We start from the raw sequence: 19,206 nt of genomic DNA on the forward strand, positions 1-19,206 counted from the left end.
TTGTTAGGGTGCGTGGATCACAAAATCCACGCACCTTTTTTTGGTGCGTGCGCCCGGCAGGGAGCCTGCCTATCGAAGATAGCGATCCAGCCATCCAAAGATTTCATCCCACATGAGCAACCACGATTTCGGATGGAGGATATGATGCCCTTCATCCGGGAATGTTAAAAATCTGGCATCAATGCCCTGCCTCTTGAGGGTCGAATAGGTTTGAAGGCCGTCACTCAAATCAACCCGGTAATCGCGCTGGCCGTGGATGATCAAAGTCGGTGTCCGCATCCGGTGAGCGAAGCTGGAAGACGAGTTGGCCCTGTACGTTTCCGGCTGAACCCATGGCGGCCCGGAAAATTCCCACTCGGGAAACCATAACTCGTCGGTCGTCCCCCAACCCGCCGTCTCGTCGAAAGAGCCGGAGTGGGAAACAAAACAAGAGAACCTATCGGTTTGGCCATTGAGCCAGTTGACGATATACCCGCCGTAGGACCGGCCGATCGCGGCGATCCGGTAGGGATCAATATTGCCATAATGTTCAAGAATATAATCCAGCCCCAGCCGGATGTCCTGCCCGGGAATATCACCCCAATGGCCGCGGATGGCATCCTGGAAATCGATGCCGAATCCGGCGCTTCCATGGAAATTTATTGTCGCCACGGCATAACCCTGCGCGGCGATCATTTGGAAGTTATAACTCCCCAGCCAGAAATCGTGATAAGCCCATTGAGGTCCTCCATGAAAGACGAGCACCAATGGGATGGCCCCGGGCTGCCGCAGTGACGCGTCCGGAGGCATCACGATAAATCCGTGGATCGTATCCGATAAAGCGCCTTTAAAATGGAAATGTTCCGGCGGAGTCATCTCCAGATATTGCAGTTTATCGTAATTGTGAAAGGTGATTTGTTGAAGCAGTGACGTTGTCTTTATCGGCGCCATCTCGGGGAAGGGGGATCCATAACGCCCATCGACGCAAACAGCGAGATCATCCTCCCAACGTTCCGGGTTCTCCTTCAGCTTTTCTGGATCGCAGAGAAAAACCTCACTGGGCATTCGTGATGAGGAGAGGGTCAACAGGAGCCTTCCGTCGGGTAGTGGGGCGAGATCGCTGATGGAACCGGCGCGAAGCAACCTCTCCAGCCGGCCGTCTTTGACCCTGATACGATAAAGCGCCGCCGCCTCTTTGTCATACGCAGTGAAGTAGAGGTACCGACCGTCAAGACTCCAAGTTAGGCCGCCGGCGGAGCGGTCAAGATCGCAGGAAAGACATTGATCCTCACCCGATTCAAGATCGTGCAAGACGATCCGCCGCAGATCCGATTCATACCCCGGGCGCGCCATCGATGTGTAGGCGACCCATCGGCCCCCCGGCGAGAAGGTCGGGTGATCATCATTGCCGCCGCCCTCGCTCAGACCGCGGGTGAGAAGATCCGCGGCATCCCAGGTTGATTGTCGCCGCCGGGCAAGTCTTTCGGCTTTCCGCAGATTCAGCAGGAAAAGATCATTGTTGGTGCTGAGGGCTTCATGTCCGTCCATATTCCGGATGACGACCATCCATTCCCCATCCGGCGACACGCTATAGGAGAGGCCTTCCGCAAGAGCTATCGGCGGGCAATCGGGGAATCCCGGGGTTAGATCGGTCCAATGATCCGTCGTCGGGTCCCCGATAAAGACATGGCTTCGAAGCGAGTCCCGCCAACTTGACCAATGGCGCAGTGGAAATTGCTCACTCACGAGCCCGGGACGCGCCTCCCATTTTGTTACGGACTCATGGCTGCAACCCCAATCACAAGGGGGACACAGGGGATCGACGCGCCGGCTGAAAGCGATGCTCCATCGTTGCGGGTGATCCGTGCTTGGATTTAACAAGAAACCGTCGATCCCGCCGGGAATACTTGTGACCGGCTCGGCTTCCCCTCCTTGGAGCGAAAGCCTCCAAACCTGGCTGTCGCGAAGGAAATAGAATGTATCGCCTTCAGAAGACCAACATGGGGATGTGGCGGAAGATCCGAATGTCATCTGGCGTGTGGTGCCGGTCTCGAGATCGAGCAACCATATTTGTGTTTTACGTGCCGACTCTTCCGGGTGGTACCGGGTGACGGGATAGAGAACGCGGGTTCCACCAAGATCGACGGATGGGGAACCCACGCGATCCATGCAGATGAGATGATAAGGGGTGAGGAGTGATGGGTTTGTTAAACCCTCTGGATCTGGGATGCCGGGGGGGGGCAGGGCCCCGCCCTTCATGGGCACCACAAGGACCAAAAGGAGGAAAATGGGCGCGAAGAAAAGGGCGATGAGATCATGGGGCCTGTGGAAATGAGGAATACAAAGCTCTCCGGGCCGTCTCGCCTGCCAGAAAGTCCGCCGTTCCTCGTGGGTGCCTTGAATCATAATGACCTCCTCCTGTCCGGGTCCCACACAGCCTAAGGTTGGAAAGCGGTTCCGGCAAGGATGTCTCATTGGAAAGTCTTCGCGAATCGTCCTCTTTCGCTGGCCCCTTGGGTGCTTGGTCCCATGACGAAATCCCTTACCTCCTTTCGTATAATAAGTTAGATGGCCAGGTCATCCGGTGGGGATGGAACCTTCCTCTTCCTGAAATCCAAGGGCTATAGAGGATAGAGGAGCCGGTGCCTCCTGCCGATCCTTGAAGAAGGGGTTTTGCCCCCTCAAATCATTGAGTCGGCGAATGACCGGCCCTTCTCAAATGGAGGAGATTGCAAAAATGAAATGTCCTGCTTGTGGCTTGGATCTCAGACCGATAGCGACCGGAGAGATAACCGTGGATGTCTGTGATGGCGGATGTGGAGGGATTTGGTTTGATCGGTTTGAATTGGACAAAGTTGATGAAGAACACGAGTCGGCCGGGGAAGCCCTATTGGATATTCCGCGAAGAGAAGGGGTACGGATTGAGTTAGAACGCAAACGGCACTGCCCGATTTGCGACGATGTCATCATGATACAGCATTTTATGAGTGTGAAGCGCCGAGTCACTATTGATGAATGTGGCGGCTGCGCTGGAATTTGGTTGGATGCTGGAGAGCTGGGGATGATTCGGGAGCTCTATCGGACGGAAACCGAGAGGAGACAGGCCGCCGATCAATACTTTGAAGAGCTCTTTGGCGGGGATCTTGAGAACATCAAGGCGGAAAGCCATGAGAAAAAAGCGAAAGCGCGCCGGTTTGCCAAGGCCCTGCGCTTCCTCTGCCCCAGCCAATATATCCCGGGAAAGCAATCTTGGGGGGCCTTCTAAGGAGTATGAAAGGCAACATGTTGCGGGGTTTGGGCCTGACGATGCCGCGCCAGAACCGGCTAAACATCCGCAGGGGACCGGTCGATGGATTCGATGGGAATGCCTTAGCTCGCATGAGGGCGGATGATGATACACATTGATACATTGATCGAAACGGCCAATCGGCTGGAGCCCCTTCCGTCGAGTTTGACGCGTCTTGCCACACTGGTGGCGGATGACGATTCGGATATTCGTGAAATCGTAGATGTCGTGTCGTTTGACCAAGCCTTGACGCTTCGGTTGCTGAAAGTCGCGAACTCGGCTTTCAGCGCATCGATCATGGAAATCACAAATGTGAGAGCCGCCGTCCTGCGATTGGGCAAGGGGATGGTTCTTTCGATTGCCATGGGAACGGCTGTCAAGGGATCTCTCAGCAGGGCATTGCCTCAGTACGGTCTTTCGCAGGGGGATTTGTGGCTTCACTCGGTGACGGCGGCGCTGGCGGCAGAAACGATGGGGAAATTTTGTAAAGCGACGATCTCACCCGCGGCCTTCACCGCCGCCCTATTGCATGATATCGGAAAATTGGTTGTCGCCGGATTTCTTACACCCGACATTCAATCCTATCTTGATCGCGCCATGCGGGAAGGCTGCTTAACCCGGATGCAGGCTGAGAGAGAGCTTCTCGAGGTTCACCATGGCGAGCTGGGCGGTCTGATTGCTCAAAATTGGGAACTTCCGGAGAGTATTGTCAAGGGCATCTCATATCATCACACTCCTGAAGAAGATTATAACGAAGAGACAAAGCCGACCTGTTATTCAGTACATCTCGCGAACTGGATTGCGAAGTATATTGATCTCGAAGAGCCGCCTGAAGATTTTTGGCCCGCAGAGGTTCATGTCAGCCGGGAGTTTCTTGGCATGACGGAAGAATCTTTGAAGTCGGTCTGCGAATTAGTGGCGCAAAAACGCAAGGATATGCCCGAACGATACTGATCGGTGCCTTCAATTTTTATCCGGATCCAGCTGGGATGCGCCTTGCCCACAGAGCCTTCTTTATCGGTGAAATGATTTGTTCGGCCTGGCCGGCGGCGGCGGCACAGGTCGCGGATCATTTTGTATAAGATCCTGCAAATGTTTTATCGCGGCCTCGAGCTGCGCGTCATATCCCAGATAGGTCGCGTGGGGCAGGTTGTCGATGATAATGTCTGGATCAACGCCGTGTCCCTCAATGAGCCACTCACCCTCCGGTCCATAAACACCTGATTCAGGCGCCGTCACGATGCCCTTGTCGACCAGCACGTTGCTTGATGAGAGCCATATCTCACCGCCCCAGGTTCTTGTGCCGAGTACCTTTCCAAGACCCAATCTCCGGAAACCTTCAGCAAAAGCTTCGCCGTCGGAGGCGGTCCACTCATCGACCAAGACGACCATATGCCCGCGGAAAGCATAATGCATATTCCAATAGGTGTCGCCGACCCGGTCGGACCAGTACATCCAAGCCCGGCGCATCAGTTTTTCAAGAATCCAACTATCGATATTACCGCCCCCGTTGTGCCGGACATCGATGATCAGTCCTTGGCGATTGTACACGGGATAGAATTCCCGCTGCCATTCCGCGATGCTGGATCGGCTCATCTCCCGTAGATGCAGATATCCGATCTCACCCTTTCCCTGCTCTTCCACGCGCAGCCGCCGTGTATATTCCCATTCATTGTATCGGAGGTCATTATCCTCTCCTTGGGTGATCGGCGTCACGATGATATCTCTAAGATCGCCACCCTTCATCGGCTGAACCCGCAAGCGGACCTGCTTCCCCGATTGATGTCGCAGAAGATTGCCGGGAGAGGTGACGCTGAGTGCCGGGACACCATTGATGTCGGTGATGATATCCCCTTCACTCAAATCGATACCCGGTCGTGCCAGCGGGGACAACTCATCAGGGCGATCAGGATCGGTTCGATAGATTTTCTCGATGCGGAATCCGCCCCTGCTTTCATCGCGAACCAATCGCGCCCCCAAGGAAGCTGGAATGATCTCATCGCTGCCTTCGCGATGGTCACCGCCGTAAATATAAACATGAAGGGCTGAAAGTTCCCCGGCCATCTGGGATTGAAGATCGCTCAGTTCGGAGCGGTTCGTGACGCGATCCACCAGGGGGAGATACTTCGCCAGCACGCCTTCCCAGTCGACACCGTGCATCTCCGAATCATAGAAATAATCGCGTTCCAACCTCCATGAATCGACAAACATCTGACGCCATTCTTCACGGGGATCGAAAGCGAATGTCCAATCGGAGAGATTCACGGCGGCGTCATCGAGTGAGGCGGGTGCGCTGGATGAGGCATCGATGAAATAGAATGATTCCCCTTTGCGGATGAGGAGCTTCCCGCCGTCGCCGGTCAACTCATAACTTCTTATATCATCAACCAGAACCTTCGCTTTAGAATCATCGCTTTCGATTTTCATCATCATGAGGTCCTGCCGCCCGCCCTGCGGTGTTTCAGTGGAAATCCATAGCAGCCGGTCTTTGGTTACGGAAAGACTATTATAATTGCCCGGTGAAACAGGGATCTCCATCAGTCGTTGTTGAATTCCCTCCAGGTCAATGGATATCTTTTTGGTTTTCTCGCTCTCCCCGGAGTTTGTATCATCCACATCCTTGCCATCCCCGTCCGGTTTCTTCTCATCCGTCTCATCCTTGTGCAATTCATCATCCGGCTGGAACGGGCTGCGGGTTCCCGCTTTGAGGGGGATCATATAGAGCTTATTCATATTTTCAAAATACGGTTCCGGTTGCCGCCGGCCCCAGGGACCCCCGACGCGTGATCTAAAATGCCGCTCTGATAGGAAGTAAATCCATTCGCCCTGCGGATCCCACCGCCCGCATGTTGATTCATAGCGGTCACTGGTGATGGGAACCGATTCGTGCTCCTCGATGCCATAGAGATAAACCCGGGAAAAAGTGTTGGATGCTTTCATTCCATATAGAAAATACCGGCTGTCGGGCGACCAGTGCGGATCATCGAACCACCACTGGGGCGAGTAGGCGACCTGCTCCGATTTTCCGTTGTCGATCTCCAATAGCCAGAGTTTTTGATCTTGATCGGTATAGAGGAGCCACCGTCCGTCCGGCGAAGGGAAACCGGCCAGCCGGAGAACGGATCCATTATCCGTCAATGGCTCAGGATCACCGATGCCGTCGGCGGGCAGCCGCCACCATTCCACTTCGCCGCTTTCATCGGAGAGAGCGACAAGGGATTTGCCATCAGGAAGGAATTGAGCCTGGCGATAGCGGACCCCCGGTTTTCTTGTGACCTCAACAAAACGGCCTGTTTTAGCCGGTGTGACAAAGACCTGCCCCCTGGCTGTGAGAGCCAACCGGTCCCCGTTGAAAGAGGGCTGCGCCGCCGTGAGATAATCGATCGGTTTCTCGACCCAACGGATCCGGGTTTGATCAAAATCAGAGACGAGCGTGATGGGGATCTTTCTGCTTTCGCCGGAAACAACCGAGTAGAGATAGAGATCGGCGCCGAGCTGATAGACGATGTTCCCCTCTGAGAGATCGGGGTCCTTGACATCCCATCCCTCATACATGGTGTGCTGCCGGAGATCGGCGCCTTCAGCATTCATCGACCATATATTCATGGTCCCATCTCGATCGCTGATGAAATAGACACGGTGATCCCACCACATGGGGTTCCGGCTGGTGCTCGTGTCATCCGATGTCAGGGGGACCGCCTCTTCATTGCCGCCGCCATATTTCCAGATGTTTTGCGCTGTGCCGCCTCGATACCTTTTTGTGTGGCTTCCCTGTGCGGCGAAACGGGTGAAGAAAAGGGTCGAGCTCTCCGGATCGTAGGTGCCCTCCGCGGCCTGAGCCAAAGGAATGAGTTTGATGATCCCCGATTCCGGATCCAGGGTGGCGAGTTGTGTGCTGGGGAGTGTTGAAAAGCTCATTGTCGCATAAAGGATGCCGCCAGCGGGGGTCCAGCCCACCACACGTCCCTCTTGTCCATCATAGGTCAGCCGGGTGGGAAGTCCTCCCTCCATGGGGATTGTATATATTTCCCTCGGTCCTTCGTAGGAGGCGGAAAAGGCGACGAGCTCTCCCGAGGGGGAAATCGAAGGATAGTATTCCGATTCCGGGTGGGTCGTCAGGCGTTGCGCCGCTCCACCAGCGATGTCGATTCTCCAAAGATCTCCTTCCGCGACGAAGATCACACTTCCGCCATGAATCGCGGGATAGCGGTAGTATCCTTCCTTCGGCGCCGCGAGAAGTGCCGAGGGGAGAAGGAAAAGAAGGGCAATGGATAGGGACCAACGCATAATCGACCCTTTCTATATTAGGGATGGAATAAGATACCGCTGAGCTTAGCTTCTTTACAATATACGGATCAATGCCCCCGGATGTTGCCGGCATGGTACCGGCTAACTGACTTTATTTCAAAGAGTTCCCGGACAACATTGATTCTCCAGGTCACCCGCCGCCTTGCCGATAAAGGGAATGAAATATTGAATATCAACACCTGAGAGGGTAAAGGGAGGATCTGTATGCCATCGAAAAGAAGGGGAACACTATTTTTTGGTTTGCTGTGCCTCGTGGTCGCACTTCAGGGGTGCGGCAGCGACAATTCGACGAACAGCGGGGGAAACCCTGGGGACGATGATCCCTTTGAAGGGTATCTGATACTTGCCTCCTTCCAGGCGGCGTTGACCGAAAGCGGGAGTTTTACCGGTACGGTTCTCCGGCTTGATCCCTCTGATCCATCGGCGAGGGATTGCGCGTTCACGGTCAATCAGACGGAGATTCCCTTGGTCAGCTTGGCCAGCACTGATGATGAGGCGGTTTTCGCCAAATTCGATTGGGGTTATGACCCGGGAACACTTTACACCGCCAATGTCTCTGTGAATGGAAAATCGGCGCAATGCAGTTTTACGGCGCCGGATTATACATGGGTCACAATTACTGCTCCTGGAGATGACAGGGGATTCACACCCGGAGAGGCGATAGATCTGGTGTGGGAATACGATGGTGATGTCCCCGGACATGTCTATGTCGGTGTGAGCGGCTCGGACGGTGATGAGGACGTCATGCTCCTCGAAGAGGAACTGGCCGGATCAACGACTCATTATACAATCAATGCGGACAAGACGGGGGAGTGGGATTCATATGAAGAGCTGCTCATAACCGTCGATCTCGGTGAATTAGCCTGGCCCTTCACAGGAGAGCTGGCATCGGTGGGAAGCGGGATCGGCATCGTTCTTCCCGGGGATGCGGCCATCCTGACGCAGGGGGCCGATCCGGGTGAAACCAATTGGTGGATTACCGCCTATCTGGATCAGTGGACAATGGATGCCGATGGGACAAGCACAACGCAGGTCTTTGTGACGATTCAGGATGATTTCGGCGTCGATTGTCCGAATGGAACGACGGTCACCTTCTCCGTGACGCCGGAAGGGTACGCCGGTGTGACGCCCCAAACCGTAACAACAACAGACGGGGAGGCCTCGGCGACGGTCACCGCCGGTACGACGGCGGGGGAGGTTCACATTGTCGCCTCGGCTCTCGGCGTCGAAGAGTATGCCGAGCTCCACTTGAATGAGGTTATCCACGTCACGGTGAGCCAGGGTACCCATCCTGAAATTAATTGGACACCCGCCAATGCGATGTATGGAATGATCATCCGCCAGGCCGGTCTTTCGATAGGGAATGTCCGGTGGACGATCATCGGAACCATCGGGGGATTTCATCCGGCGGTGGTTTATGGAAGGGTGCCGGACAATGCACAGCAGCTCTACCCGCTGGCGGGAGCGGCGCCGATCCCTTTGACGATTGGAACAGACTACCAGCTGTGCCTCGTCGACGCGGTGGGCGACACGACTTTTGTGGATTTTATGCCGTAATTATTCGTGTGAACCTAGAGCAGATCCTTCAGCCGGAGCCTGGCGGCCGAGAGAACCGCCAGGCTCCTGCTACAAATTGAAAGCGATCTCCGAACTCGATCCCGCTATCTCATCAGCAGCATCCGCCGGCTCTCACGATAAGCCCCGGCATTCAGGCGATAGAAATAGACACCTGGAGCAACCTGATGTCCGTAATCATCCCGTCCATCCCAATGGATGGGATGACTCCCCGGCGCCTGCTCGATCCCACTCAACAGACTCTTCACGCGCCGCCCGGCCAAATCATAAATCATCAGGCTGACCGGCGCGCTCTGCCGCAGGTCGTAGCGGATCAAAGTCGGTGTTGTCGCCCGGAAGGGATTCGGCGCATTCGGATAGAGCTTTGTTGAGAGCGGCTGCACGGATTCGCCGGCCCCGGAAGAGACCTTTTCGAGTATCGTGATTTGCTGATCGGCGGCGACCATCAGACTTTCCTGAACCGTGCCTCCCGGCCAGAAGACCTGTAATGACGTGACGAGGGTCTCTGAACCCAGACCGAAATGGGCGATTAATGATTGTTGGAGACGATCGGCCTTGATTTCTCGAACCTGGATGCCGCGACCCGTGACAATTCTGACCCGCGCGCCGATACCGCAGGCGTTCGATGCAGCGCCGGCCAATTTTACTTGTAAGTAGTGGCGGCCTCCGGCGCTGTTGTTCTGAGCCAGCGTGTTGCTGTTTGCTGGGAAAGTGACGCCGAAATAGGTGTCGAGATCGCCGTCATTGTCATAGTCAGCCCAGGCATTAGTGGTTGTATAGTCCTCCCACATGAACAACCCATGTGTGTCCTCGACGAAGTTTCCCGAACCGTCATTGAGATAGATGCGGCTCCGCTCCTGGTTGTTGATAAGGTAGATATCGAGATCGCCGTCATTCTCTACATCAACACAGGTCGCCATGCTGCAATGGTCGGTGTCATCGAGAGGGGCCGCGGTGATATCGGTAAAGGCGAAGTTGCCGTCATTGCGCAGCAGTATGTTGGGAACACCGTAATTTCCATCGACCAGGTAGATATCCTGATCACCGTCATTGTCGTAGTCACCACAGCAAGCCTGGTGGCTGCCGACACAACTCAGAGGGGGCGTCGTAATGTCTGTAAAGACGCCGTTGTCATTACGAAGCATCTTGTTTGGGACGCCCATCTCAACCAGATAAAGATCCATGTCCCCATCATTATCGTAGTCGCTCCATGCCGCGTGAGCCGTATTCCCCGTGTCGCCCTCGGGACCAATGGTGGCATCGGAGAAGGCGCCGCCGCCGTCATTGTGGTAGAGCTTGTTGGCCTGTCCGGAGAAAGCGACGTAGAGATCGATCCTGCCGTCATTGTCATAGTCGACCCAGGTGGGGCGATAACCGTAGAAACCGCAGTTTATCGGCCAGGTTGTTGCATCGGAGAAGCTGCCATCACCGTTGTTTCGGAACAGGATATTATTGTTGTTTCCATTGTTCCCGATATAGAGATCAATATCGCCGTCATTGTCATAGTCGCCCCATACCGCGCCCCCGGCGTAACCCTGCATGTCGCCCAGCAAGGTGGTGGTCACGTCGGTAAAGACTCCCCCACCGTCATTGCGGAAGAGCTTGTTGCTGACATATGGGGAATTCGCGACATAGAGATCTTCGTCTCCGTCATTGTCGTAATCACCCCAATTGCCGAATCCCCGCGTATCATTTAATGGGGATGCCGTCACATCCTTCCATTCGCTGAGACGGGGGATGGCTCCGGCCAAATCAGGACGGGGGCCGATATTCCCGCTGGGTGGTGTCACCTGTGGTGTTCCCGTTGTTTTCAGAATGCGGCGGAGATATATCGGATGCATGGAGAATCGGGAGGAAACATTAGCTTTCCAGTAACCAGCGCAGGAAGCCGCGGCGCCTGCGACGACCGGCGCGGCGCTGGAAGTTCCGCTAAAACTATTAGTATAATAATAATTCGATCCCTCGGCATTATAGAGGTAGCCATATCCGGTTGTGACGACGTCCTCACCCCATCCCTGGCAATCGACGCGGGCGCCGTAGGATGAGAAGGATAGTCTCTGCAAGTCGCCTTCTGTATAAGTCCCACCGGCATAGGCGCCACCGGCCCCGACAATGATCGCGCCTGAATCTCCGTACCAGTTCAGCAGATCCATGTTGATACCGCCGTTCCCCGCGCATTCGATCACGTGAACATCCTTGACGGCGATAGCCCATTCAATCGAGCTGTAAACGCCATTGTAGGTTTGGTTCGGGTAGGTATCGGTCCAAAACTCAATCGGCACAAATCCGTTACCACCCGTCAGGTCCCACTGATGTTCCAACAACAGCACATCTCCGGGATAGATGCCGCTGGCTGAAGCAGCGGCGACGATGGCGCCGGGGACATTCCATGTTGGGTTTGGATCTCCCATATAGGTTCCATAGAAAGTGCCGCAGGCCTTTATGCTGGAGCCATATGCGATCCCTTTGGTGCCCCAGGAATTATTTTCCGAACCGAAAATGCCGAGAACCGCCGTGCCATGATTATCATCATTCATTGGATCGGAACTGTAGAGATTGAGGATTCCACCGAAATTGTTAAAGAGATCGTTATGTAAAAAATTCCAACTGTACTCCAGATCGCAGACATTAATCCCGCTTCCATCGCCTCCGGGTTGCGTCCATGCCCAATCGGCATTGATTCCTGCCGGCGCAGATGTCGCGGGCCGTAGATAACCCTGGGAGGATTCATAATTCCCTGGTAGGGGAAGGATCATCGGTTTTGGAACCGGTCTCGCGCGATGGATACCCGGACAAGATTCAAGATCGCGGCAGATTTCCCAAATGTCCGGTCCCGAGCCTATTCTTAGACGATACATATTGTTCGGATTATAGAGTTCGTTTCCTGATACGGCTTCGCCTTGGGCGGTGAGTTCATCAATCAATTCCTCGGAAACATCACAAATCCTCCGCCACTCAGACCAGGAAACCCGGGATAGTACTTGATCAATGCCGATCAGTGCATTGGCCGCATTGAGATCAACCGGTGTTCCACCCCGCAGCCTGACCCGCGCATCCTTCTTGAACATAATTTCGACAAGATCGTTCTCGCAGCTATAAGGGGGAGGCGGAGTTATATCATTAGGATTTACGGTTTCCAGATTGATGCCGTTTAAATTTATACAATTCAAGCTTGTGCAATCCATTGAGCCGTCTGCGACGGCCACGCATGCGCAAAGGGCCGTGATGAATATGGTTCCGATTAGAACATTGGGCAAAGTTTTCATGACTCCTCTCCTTTTTTGCAACGAAGTCTCCTCGGGAAAGCAGAATCGGAGGAGGTCCTGGCCCGAATGATATCGGTTGTTTTATGGCCATGATCCTGTGGGGGAATAGAATTCGGTTTCACCTGGAATTTCATCTTACCCTCCTCTCATATCCTTGTGTTTGCCGATATGGGATTTCTTACAGGAGAAGATGAAGAAGAGGAGAATTCATTTTTGCCGGACTGAAAACGGCTATTCGGGGTTCCCGGTGAGTATGAATGCGCTCCAACAGAAAGGGTGAGAATAAGTTAGACCGTCCGGTCCCGCTCCCCGCCGTATCATCCGCCGTTTGGCCCGGGCCAGCGCCTGCGCCCGGTCGGGTTGTGTCGAGAGGGAAATTTCCCTGTAAAAATCCTGCATAAAGATGGATGTCGCTCTGCCGGACACCTCCCAGAGGGCTGCGACAACGCTTCTGGCTCCGCTGTAAAGGAATGCCCGGGTCAAGCCAAGAAGTCCCTCGCCGCTGACCTGTTCGCCGAGTGCGGAAGAGCAAGCCGATAGGACCACTTGATCGCACGGCAGATCGAGCGCGAAGACTTCTGCGACGGAGAGAAAGCCGTCATCCCCCATCTTAACCTGAGGTGTGAGAAGGAGGCCGGAATATCTCGGCCGTCGTTCATTAAAGATCCCATGCGTTGCGAGATGCAGAAGCCTGAAATCATGTTCCGCCCCCCATTGCTTGAGATTGGCCGAGACAGCTTCCCGGCCCCGCAAGACGCGGCACTGACCGTTGCCAAAGAGGGATTCCAACCCAGCGATTTCCTCCCCGGCATAGGGGAGCGGGGAAGCTTCTTTACCCAGGACAGCGCGGGCGAAAATTCCCATCTCGTCACCTTTCGGGAGGATGGGATCTCCAATGATCAGGAGACCTTTCTCGGAGGCGGGCCGGGCGACTGTTCCATGATCGCCCAGGCGCGCCAAAGCGCTGGCGGACGGGGTATAGATAACATCTTTTGTTAAAACAAGATAGGGGAAGTCACCGAATTCGGTGATATCGGCCGGATTAAAACCGGTACGGACCGGCATGATTTCAAAAGGCAGGTAGTACAGGATCCCGTGGGGGGCGATGATAACTCGCGTAGCTTTGTCGAGATCGCTTTCCACAGGACTTAATAGTATTTGCGAGAGTTTAACGGCGGCCGATGCAAAATAGGCCGGATCAGGACCGAGAAGATTGTAATCGCTCAGGAGCGGGAAAATATTCCGAACCGATTCTTCCAATTCAGAGCCCATCGGAAGTTTGTAAAAGCCGAATGAATCTTCGGTGATTTTCCAGAGATAGGCTGCGCTGTCTCCCATTATATATTCTAAAACCAGCTCACCCTTCCTTAAAATATCCTCCTGAAGATTCTTCAGGGTGCTGGGCCGCGGGTATTGTAACTCGGCGTACCGGGGGTCGGACATCCTCAGCTCTTGTTCGAGAAAATCCAACTCCTGCTCGAGACTCGCAATGTCCGCGAGGATCCGGATGGAATCGCTTCCTGTCGCTTCTAATTGTTGCTGGAAAAGCTCCTCGATGCGGTTGAGGATTTCGGCCTCGCGATCCTGATATAATGGATCGGCCCTGCTTCTGAGTTCGACTTCAGCCTCCGCCAGCATATCAAGGAATGAACGCGATTTCGTGCGCTGAGCGATCTCAAACGCCTTCTGATCATAGCCGGCTTCAGGATTCCTTTGGTGTAATTCAAAAAGAAGATCAATCGCCATGTGGTAATAGAGCTCTTTCCGTCCAAAAAAACTGCTTTGCACGCGGGCCGATCCGGCTAATCGTTCTCTTAGGCTCTCACGATCGGCCATGGCATCTGCAAGAAATGTTAAAGCCAGCTCCGAATCGCCTTGGGCCGCGGTGGCGAGTGCCAATCCCCAGTAGATATCCTCGGAAAAACCGCCGAGTCCCATCTCTGCACCCAATTCCACCGCCTGCCTAAAAGCCTCCTGCGCCTTCTCCCAATTCTTCTTTGAAAGGTGGCAGAAGCCGATATCCCTTGTTAAATAGGCCTGAGTAACGCCGACATTCCCCCGGATCGTCCCTGCGATTTGGGATGCCTGTTCCAAATGGGAAAGGGCCTTGTCAGTATCTCCTCTCTGATAATGACAGGACCCAAGATTCTGGAGGATTTGGACTTCCCCCCGCTTATTGTGCATTTGCCTGCAAAGATCCAGCGCTTGGAGGAAATGATGCTGGGCTTCTTCAAAACGTTCCTGGTCAATTAGAACGACGCCCAAGTTTGTTAAACTTGCGGTCGATAACTCCATTAATGAGTATGTTTGGCCGATACGATAAGATTCTTCAAAGAACTCACGGGCGCGTTCCAATTCCCCCGTCAAATAGGCAATATGGCCGAGGCTGAGGACGACCCAGCCCGCCTCCTGTGGACGATCGATCTCACGGGCCATCCGTCTGGCTTTATGAAGCAGCTGCGCCGCTTCCGATAATTCTTGGCGCATCAAAAGAATTGCCGCAACACGCTGGCACCCCTCGATCCGCCAGGTGAGATCCTGAGTTCTCTCACTGGCTTCGAGGGCCGCTCTTCTGAGATTCAGACAGTCGTCAATATTGTTTTGCCACCGCCGAATAATCGACAAGGCGAACAATGCTTCCATCTCCCATTGCGGGAGATCGTGCTCTCTGGCTCCACGAATAGCTGTCTCCAAATGTTCCACGGCGATTTCAATGTAATCGCCCTCTCCCGAGCGGCTTCTATCCTTGAACGTCATCCCCAAACCAATATGAAGATGGGTCGTGGACAAGGCATTTGCCAGCTGATCGCTGATTTTCAGCGCCGCCGCAAAAGAAGATTCGGCATCCGACCAATGTTCCTGTCTTAGACAAGCCCATCCGATTTGTTCCCTTAATACAAGTTCACCCATGAGATCTTTGCGGGATTCATAAACGAGGAGTGCGTTTGACAACAGGCTCTCAGCAGTCGCGGGCTGCCGGCCGAGGAGCTCTATACATCCTGTTCCCAGCTCTTCGATATAGGGGGCGCCGTCGCCCTTCGCCATCTGGTGGAAAAAATCAGTGGCCTCTTCATCCCTTTCCAATTCGTGCAGGGCCAGCGCCAGGCAATAAATGGCGAGGGGTTCATCGGCTTCCTGCGACAATATTCGCTTTGTCGCGACCTCCGCCTCTTCATACCGGCCCCGGGCAGTGAGGGCCCAGGCTGAATCGGCAGGGGATAGCGCCGCGGAGCATGGATCGGGGCCCAGGATGCAGAATCCTACGAGGAGACATTGGAGGAACTGCTTGCCATAAGATGAGATGGAGAGAACCATCCGTGCTGCGAGATGTCCGGTGAAACGCCGGGGATGGCGGCTATCGCCGGCGCCGGGCGTCAGACGCCGCTTGAATCCGAGGCCACACATGATAGTCATCCCTCTCGAACGGTTGGAAATCGTTTCATTAAACAGATCAAAAGACTGTAGGATTGTTGTAACGATTGATGCTGCAGGGAGTATGCCTGTTGATCTCAAACGAAGCAACCCGCTAGAAGGCAGGCAAAGGCAGGTGACGAAGAAGGCGGACGAAGAGGGTAGGCACGAAGGATATGACGGGTAACGAGTTGTCGCATTCCGGCTGCTCATTGGAAGTCCTTTGCGCCCGGGCTCGGGAAGGCGATTCTCAATCGGAGTCGCTTTTCTTTGAAGACCTGCGTGTAAGATTTCACTCGATTGCCAAACGAAGAGTGCGAGCGGACGATGTGGACGATGTTATTCAGGATGCCATTCAAATCGTTCATAGGAAGTACAAAGATCTGGAAATCTCCGCCGGGATATTGGTTTGGAGCCTGACCGTTCTCAGAAATGTCATAGGCAACTACTATCAGGCAAAAAGGAGAGAGGGTCGCCAAATGTCGCATGACGATCAAACCCTTGAGATTCGGGAACCGCTGGCGGTTTCTCTTTGGGATGAGAAATGGAGATGGGCGGAACAGACCTCCGGACTCATTGAGCGGATCGCCGACGCAATCCAGGCACTCTCTCAGAATGATCAACGGTGTGGGAAAATCATGAAAGGGGTTTTAAAAAGCATTGAACTAGGAGGAGGGCAGCGGGAGGTATCTCAAAGGGCCATGGGAATGATTCATGAGGATTTCCCATTTCTTTCCCGTGCGAGTTACCATGTTGCGCTTCACCGGTGCCGGGCGCGTCTTCGAGCCCTTTTAATAGAGATGGAAGGGAACCTCCAGCCGTGAAAGAGCGGATTCAGTGTATCGACCCTGAAAAGGGAGTTTTCATTGCGGCGTATGAACTCGGGCTTCTCGATGATAGTGAGGCGATGCTATTTGAGAGCCATCTGACGGATTGCCCCTACTGCCTTGAAGCTCTTTATGAGGGATCTTCCATTTCCAGGGTCATGACGGATAAGGCGCACCAGATCGGCGCGCTGCTTGAGACGGCCGGGGCGGGGATGGCTCCTGAAAAACGGGATAAGAATCCCGCCAAGACAGTGACGGACTGGTGGAGGAGCGCCGTCTCGCGGCTCAATAAATGGGGGGACATGACGCGCCAACCTAAAGTCTGGGCGCCCCTCGGAGCCCTCGCCGCCGCCGCGGTTGTTTTTGCCGTTCTTCTATCATCGGATGAAACCGCAAGAATCTCAGGATTAGCGCAGATCGAGCCCGTCCCTTATACACAACTGCAGACCAGAGGAGAAGGGGCGACGGACGCCGCTGAACGATTTAGCAGGGGTATGACCTATTATGCGGCGGGAAGATATGAAGAGGCCGCCGCTGAACTGGCAGCCTCCGTGGCGGCCGGGGAAAGGGACGGCCATTGGAAGAACCCTGATCAAACACGTTTTTATTTGGGACTCAGCCTTCTCCTCGAGAACCGGCCGGAGGAGGCCCGGCCCTATTTGAAAGGTACCGCCGCCTCTATAATCCGGCCGATAGCGGAGCGCTCAAAATGGTATTCCGCTCAAATTGAGCTGCTTCTGGGCAATCCTGAAATGGCGGTGGAATATCTTGAATTCCTGGCGGACAGCAGTATTGGTTATAGCAAAAAAGCGAATGAGCAGCTGAACACTTTGCGAGAAGCAGGATGGTAAGTCAAGGAGGTGGTCACCCCGAACGATCAGCTTGTGGAGAGATCCATCAAACGCCCGGGGGGCTTGAAGCGGATATTGTGGCCCGGGCTTCGTTGGCGACCAAGACGGCGGGGCCGATAATCTCATCATTAAAGAGCCGGGATGAATACCCGATTTGAACCTCGACATTTGGAAAAACCCGCTCTCTAACTATAATTTCTTTCGGGGTATCATCCGTATCGGGTGCGTTCATCTCCTCCTGGATTTTATCCCTCTTGGCTTCGAGGTTCATTAGTTCCATCGTAATCTTCTCAAATACATCCCTTCTGTCCTGCGGGAGACGTTCAAGAATAGCAGGGTTTTGTTCAAAAGGCCTCAACGTGGTTTCCAGCTTCTTTATCTTTTCTTCTAGATTCTTGAGGTTTTTATCGATAGTACCTGATCCGCCATCTTGGTTATAACGTGGTCCGACAATGATCGCCGTTCTGGCGCTCATCTTTGAACCAAGAGTACCGGCGTGGACTGAATGCCGGGCTCTTAGGGTGCCGCCGATGATGGCTCCGTTCTCAACGAGGATTTTGCCTTTGCACGTTATATTGCTGTCCAATATCGATTTGTGAACCAGGATATCACCGCCGACATCCACCGTTGCGCTATTGATGTAATTCGCCTCAAGCGAACCGTCGACGAGTATGGTTCCTTTGCCACGTGTTAGAATGGCGCCCATAACCGTCAGATTGCCGCCGGTTTCTACATTGGCAACCTCAATCGAGCCGCCAACGATGACATCGAATTCCGATTTGACGGAAAATCCGTCACAGATATTTCCCTTGATGAACACGGCGCCTTTATAATCGATATTCCCTACACTGAAATCGACGTCACCATCCACATTGTAGACGGGACTTATAGAAATGCTTTTTCCTTTGATCTGTATGGCTCCACTGTTTGTGGCCACACAAGTGTGGGGATCGATATATTGGACGTTGACGCCCGCTTCAAAGGGCATCGCCGAGCCTTCCCTTGCGACCAGCGTTCCACCATATATATCGATACCGTCGACACCGGGCGTGGGATCTCCGAGGCGGAGGATGACTTGGCCTTTGTCGACATTAAAGAAGCTGGTTACCTCATGGATATTTATCTTCTCTCTGCCTTCCAAACTCAGCGCCCGCTTTTCAAATTCAATTTCCCAGCTCACAGGGGCATCTATCCCATGAACCGGCGCCCGGCCCGAGAATAGTAAGTGTTCGGTGATATTGCGGGGGTTGGCGTTGAAATCAGCGATAAATTCGTCAAACAAAGTCGTATATTCGTTTGTGAGTTCAATTTTTTTCTCGGCGAGGAGACGCTTTATCATTTCAGCATCGATAGGTATCGGTTCTGAATCATGAATAATATCAAGATAGAGCGTTAAATTCTCGAGATCGGAACAGAGTCTGATCTGCCTTTTTTCATCCGTCTTGGCGGCTATTTCAGTGAGTTCGCTCATGGCTAAAAGAGTAGGTGATGCGGAAAGGGACTGCAATTCTTTCCCTGGCAAGCCCCCGCTTTTATGGCCCGCCCGCTCCCATTTCACCGGTTTCCAGGAACTCATTCATTGAGATGGCCGGGATTTCTGCCGATAGATAGAAAGCGGAATTATTTGGTTTCTGTAATCTCATGGTGTACTTCAGGTTATGGGTCTAATCCGATCAAGATCCAGCACCTGGGGATGGCAAAAC

10 protein-coding genes are annotated in these 19,206 nt (G+C 53.9%); 5 read left to right on the forward strand and 5 right to left on the reverse strand.

Annotation, left to right across the window (positions count from 1 at the left end):
• Positions 1-69 precede the first annotated feature (69 nt).
• Positions 70-2,385 carry a S9 family peptidase gene (locus KJ970_20100; GenBank protein ID MBU2693226.1) on the reverse strand — a complete coding sequence of 772 codons (2,316 nt, stop codon included), beginning with the start codon at positions 2,383-2,385 and terminating at the stop codon, positions 70-72.
• Positions 2,386-2,716: 331 nt separating this feature from the next.
• On the opposite strand from KJ970_20100, the gene KJ970_20105 reads away from it, so the two are divergent.
• Together KJ970_20105 and KJ970_20110 are read left to right on the forward strand one after the other, a co-directional pair.
• Positions 2,717-3,244, forward strand: coding sequence for a zf-TFIIB domain-containing protein (locus KJ970_20105; GenBank protein MBU2693227.1), 528 nt, complete (start codon positions 2,717-2,719; stop codon positions 3,242-3,244).
• 123 nt (positions 3,245-3,367) lie between these two features.
• Entirely contained in the window at positions 3,368-4,219 is an 852-nt protein-coding gene (locus KJ970_20110; GenBank protein ID MBU2693228.1) for an HDOD domain-containing protein, read from the forward strand.
• A 60-nt stretch (positions 4,220-4,279) separates the two neighbouring features.
• On the opposite strand, the gene KJ970_20115 is transcribed toward KJ970_20110, so the two are convergent.
• Positions 4,280-7,552: a PDZ domain-containing protein gene (locus KJ970_20115; GenBank protein ID MBU2693229.1), complete on the reverse strand. Its 3,273-nt coding sequence runs from the start codon at positions 7,550-7,552 to the stop codon at positions 4,280-4,282.
• Positions 7,553-7,777: 225 nt separating this feature from the next.
• Here KJ970_20115 and KJ970_20120 point away from each other — a divergent pair, with 225 nt between their 5' ends.
• Entirely contained in the window at positions 7,778-9,130 is a 1,353-nt protein-coding gene (locus KJ970_20120) for a hypothetical protein (GenBank protein MBU2693230.1), read from the forward strand.
• Between the two features lie 104 nt (positions 9,131-9,234).
• Here KJ970_20120 and KJ970_20125 read toward each other — a convergent pair whose 3' ends face one another.
• A complete protein-coding gene (locus KJ970_20125) occupies positions 9,235-12,414 on the reverse strand; it encodes a VCBS repeat-containing protein (GenBank protein ID MBU2693231.1) in 3,180 nt (1,059 codons plus the stop codon).
• Positions 12,415-12,645: 231 nt separating this feature from the next.
• The gene (locus KJ970_20130) at positions 12,646-15,819 is read right to left on the reverse strand and encodes a CHAT domain-containing protein (GenBank protein ID MBU2693232.1); all 3,174 of its coding nucleotides are present in this window, start codon (positions 15,817-15,819) and stop codon (positions 12,646-12,648) included.
• Between the two features lie 182 nt (positions 15,820-16,001).
• Here KJ970_20130 and KJ970_20135 point away from each other — a divergent pair, with 182 nt between their 5' ends.
• Both KJ970_20135 and KJ970_20140 read left to right on the forward strand, forming a co-directional pair.
• On the forward strand, positions 16,002-16,649 hold the full coding sequence (locus KJ970_20135; GenBank protein ID MBU2693233.1) for a sigma-70 family RNA polymerase sigma factor: 648 nt from the start codon (positions 16,002-16,004) through the stop codon (positions 16,647-16,649).
• Positions 16,646-17,503 (forward strand): hypothetical protein, encoded by an 858-nt coding sequence (locus tag KJ970_20140; GenBank protein ID MBU2693234.1) that lies wholly within the window; start codon positions 16,646-16,648, stop codon positions 17,501-17,503. The genes KJ970_20135 and KJ970_20140 overlap by 4 nt, the downstream gene beginning before the upstream one ends.
• Positions 17,504-17,549: 46 nt before the next feature.
• Here KJ970_20140 and KJ970_20145 read toward each other — a convergent pair whose 3' ends face one another.
• Positions 17,550-18,974 carry a FapA family protein gene (locus KJ970_20145; protein ID MBU2693235.1) on the reverse strand — a complete coding sequence of 475 codons (1,425 nt, stop codon included), beginning with the start codon at positions 18,972-18,974 and terminating at the stop codon, positions 17,550-17,552.
• Between the last annotated feature and the right edge of the window lie 232 nt (positions 18,975-19,206).

The organism is Candidatus Eisenbacteria bacterium (assembly GCA_018831195.1).
In the GTDB taxonomy this organism is placed as follows: domain Bacteria; phylum Eisenbacteria; class RBG-16-71-46; order CAIMUX01; family JAHJDP01; genus JAHJDP01.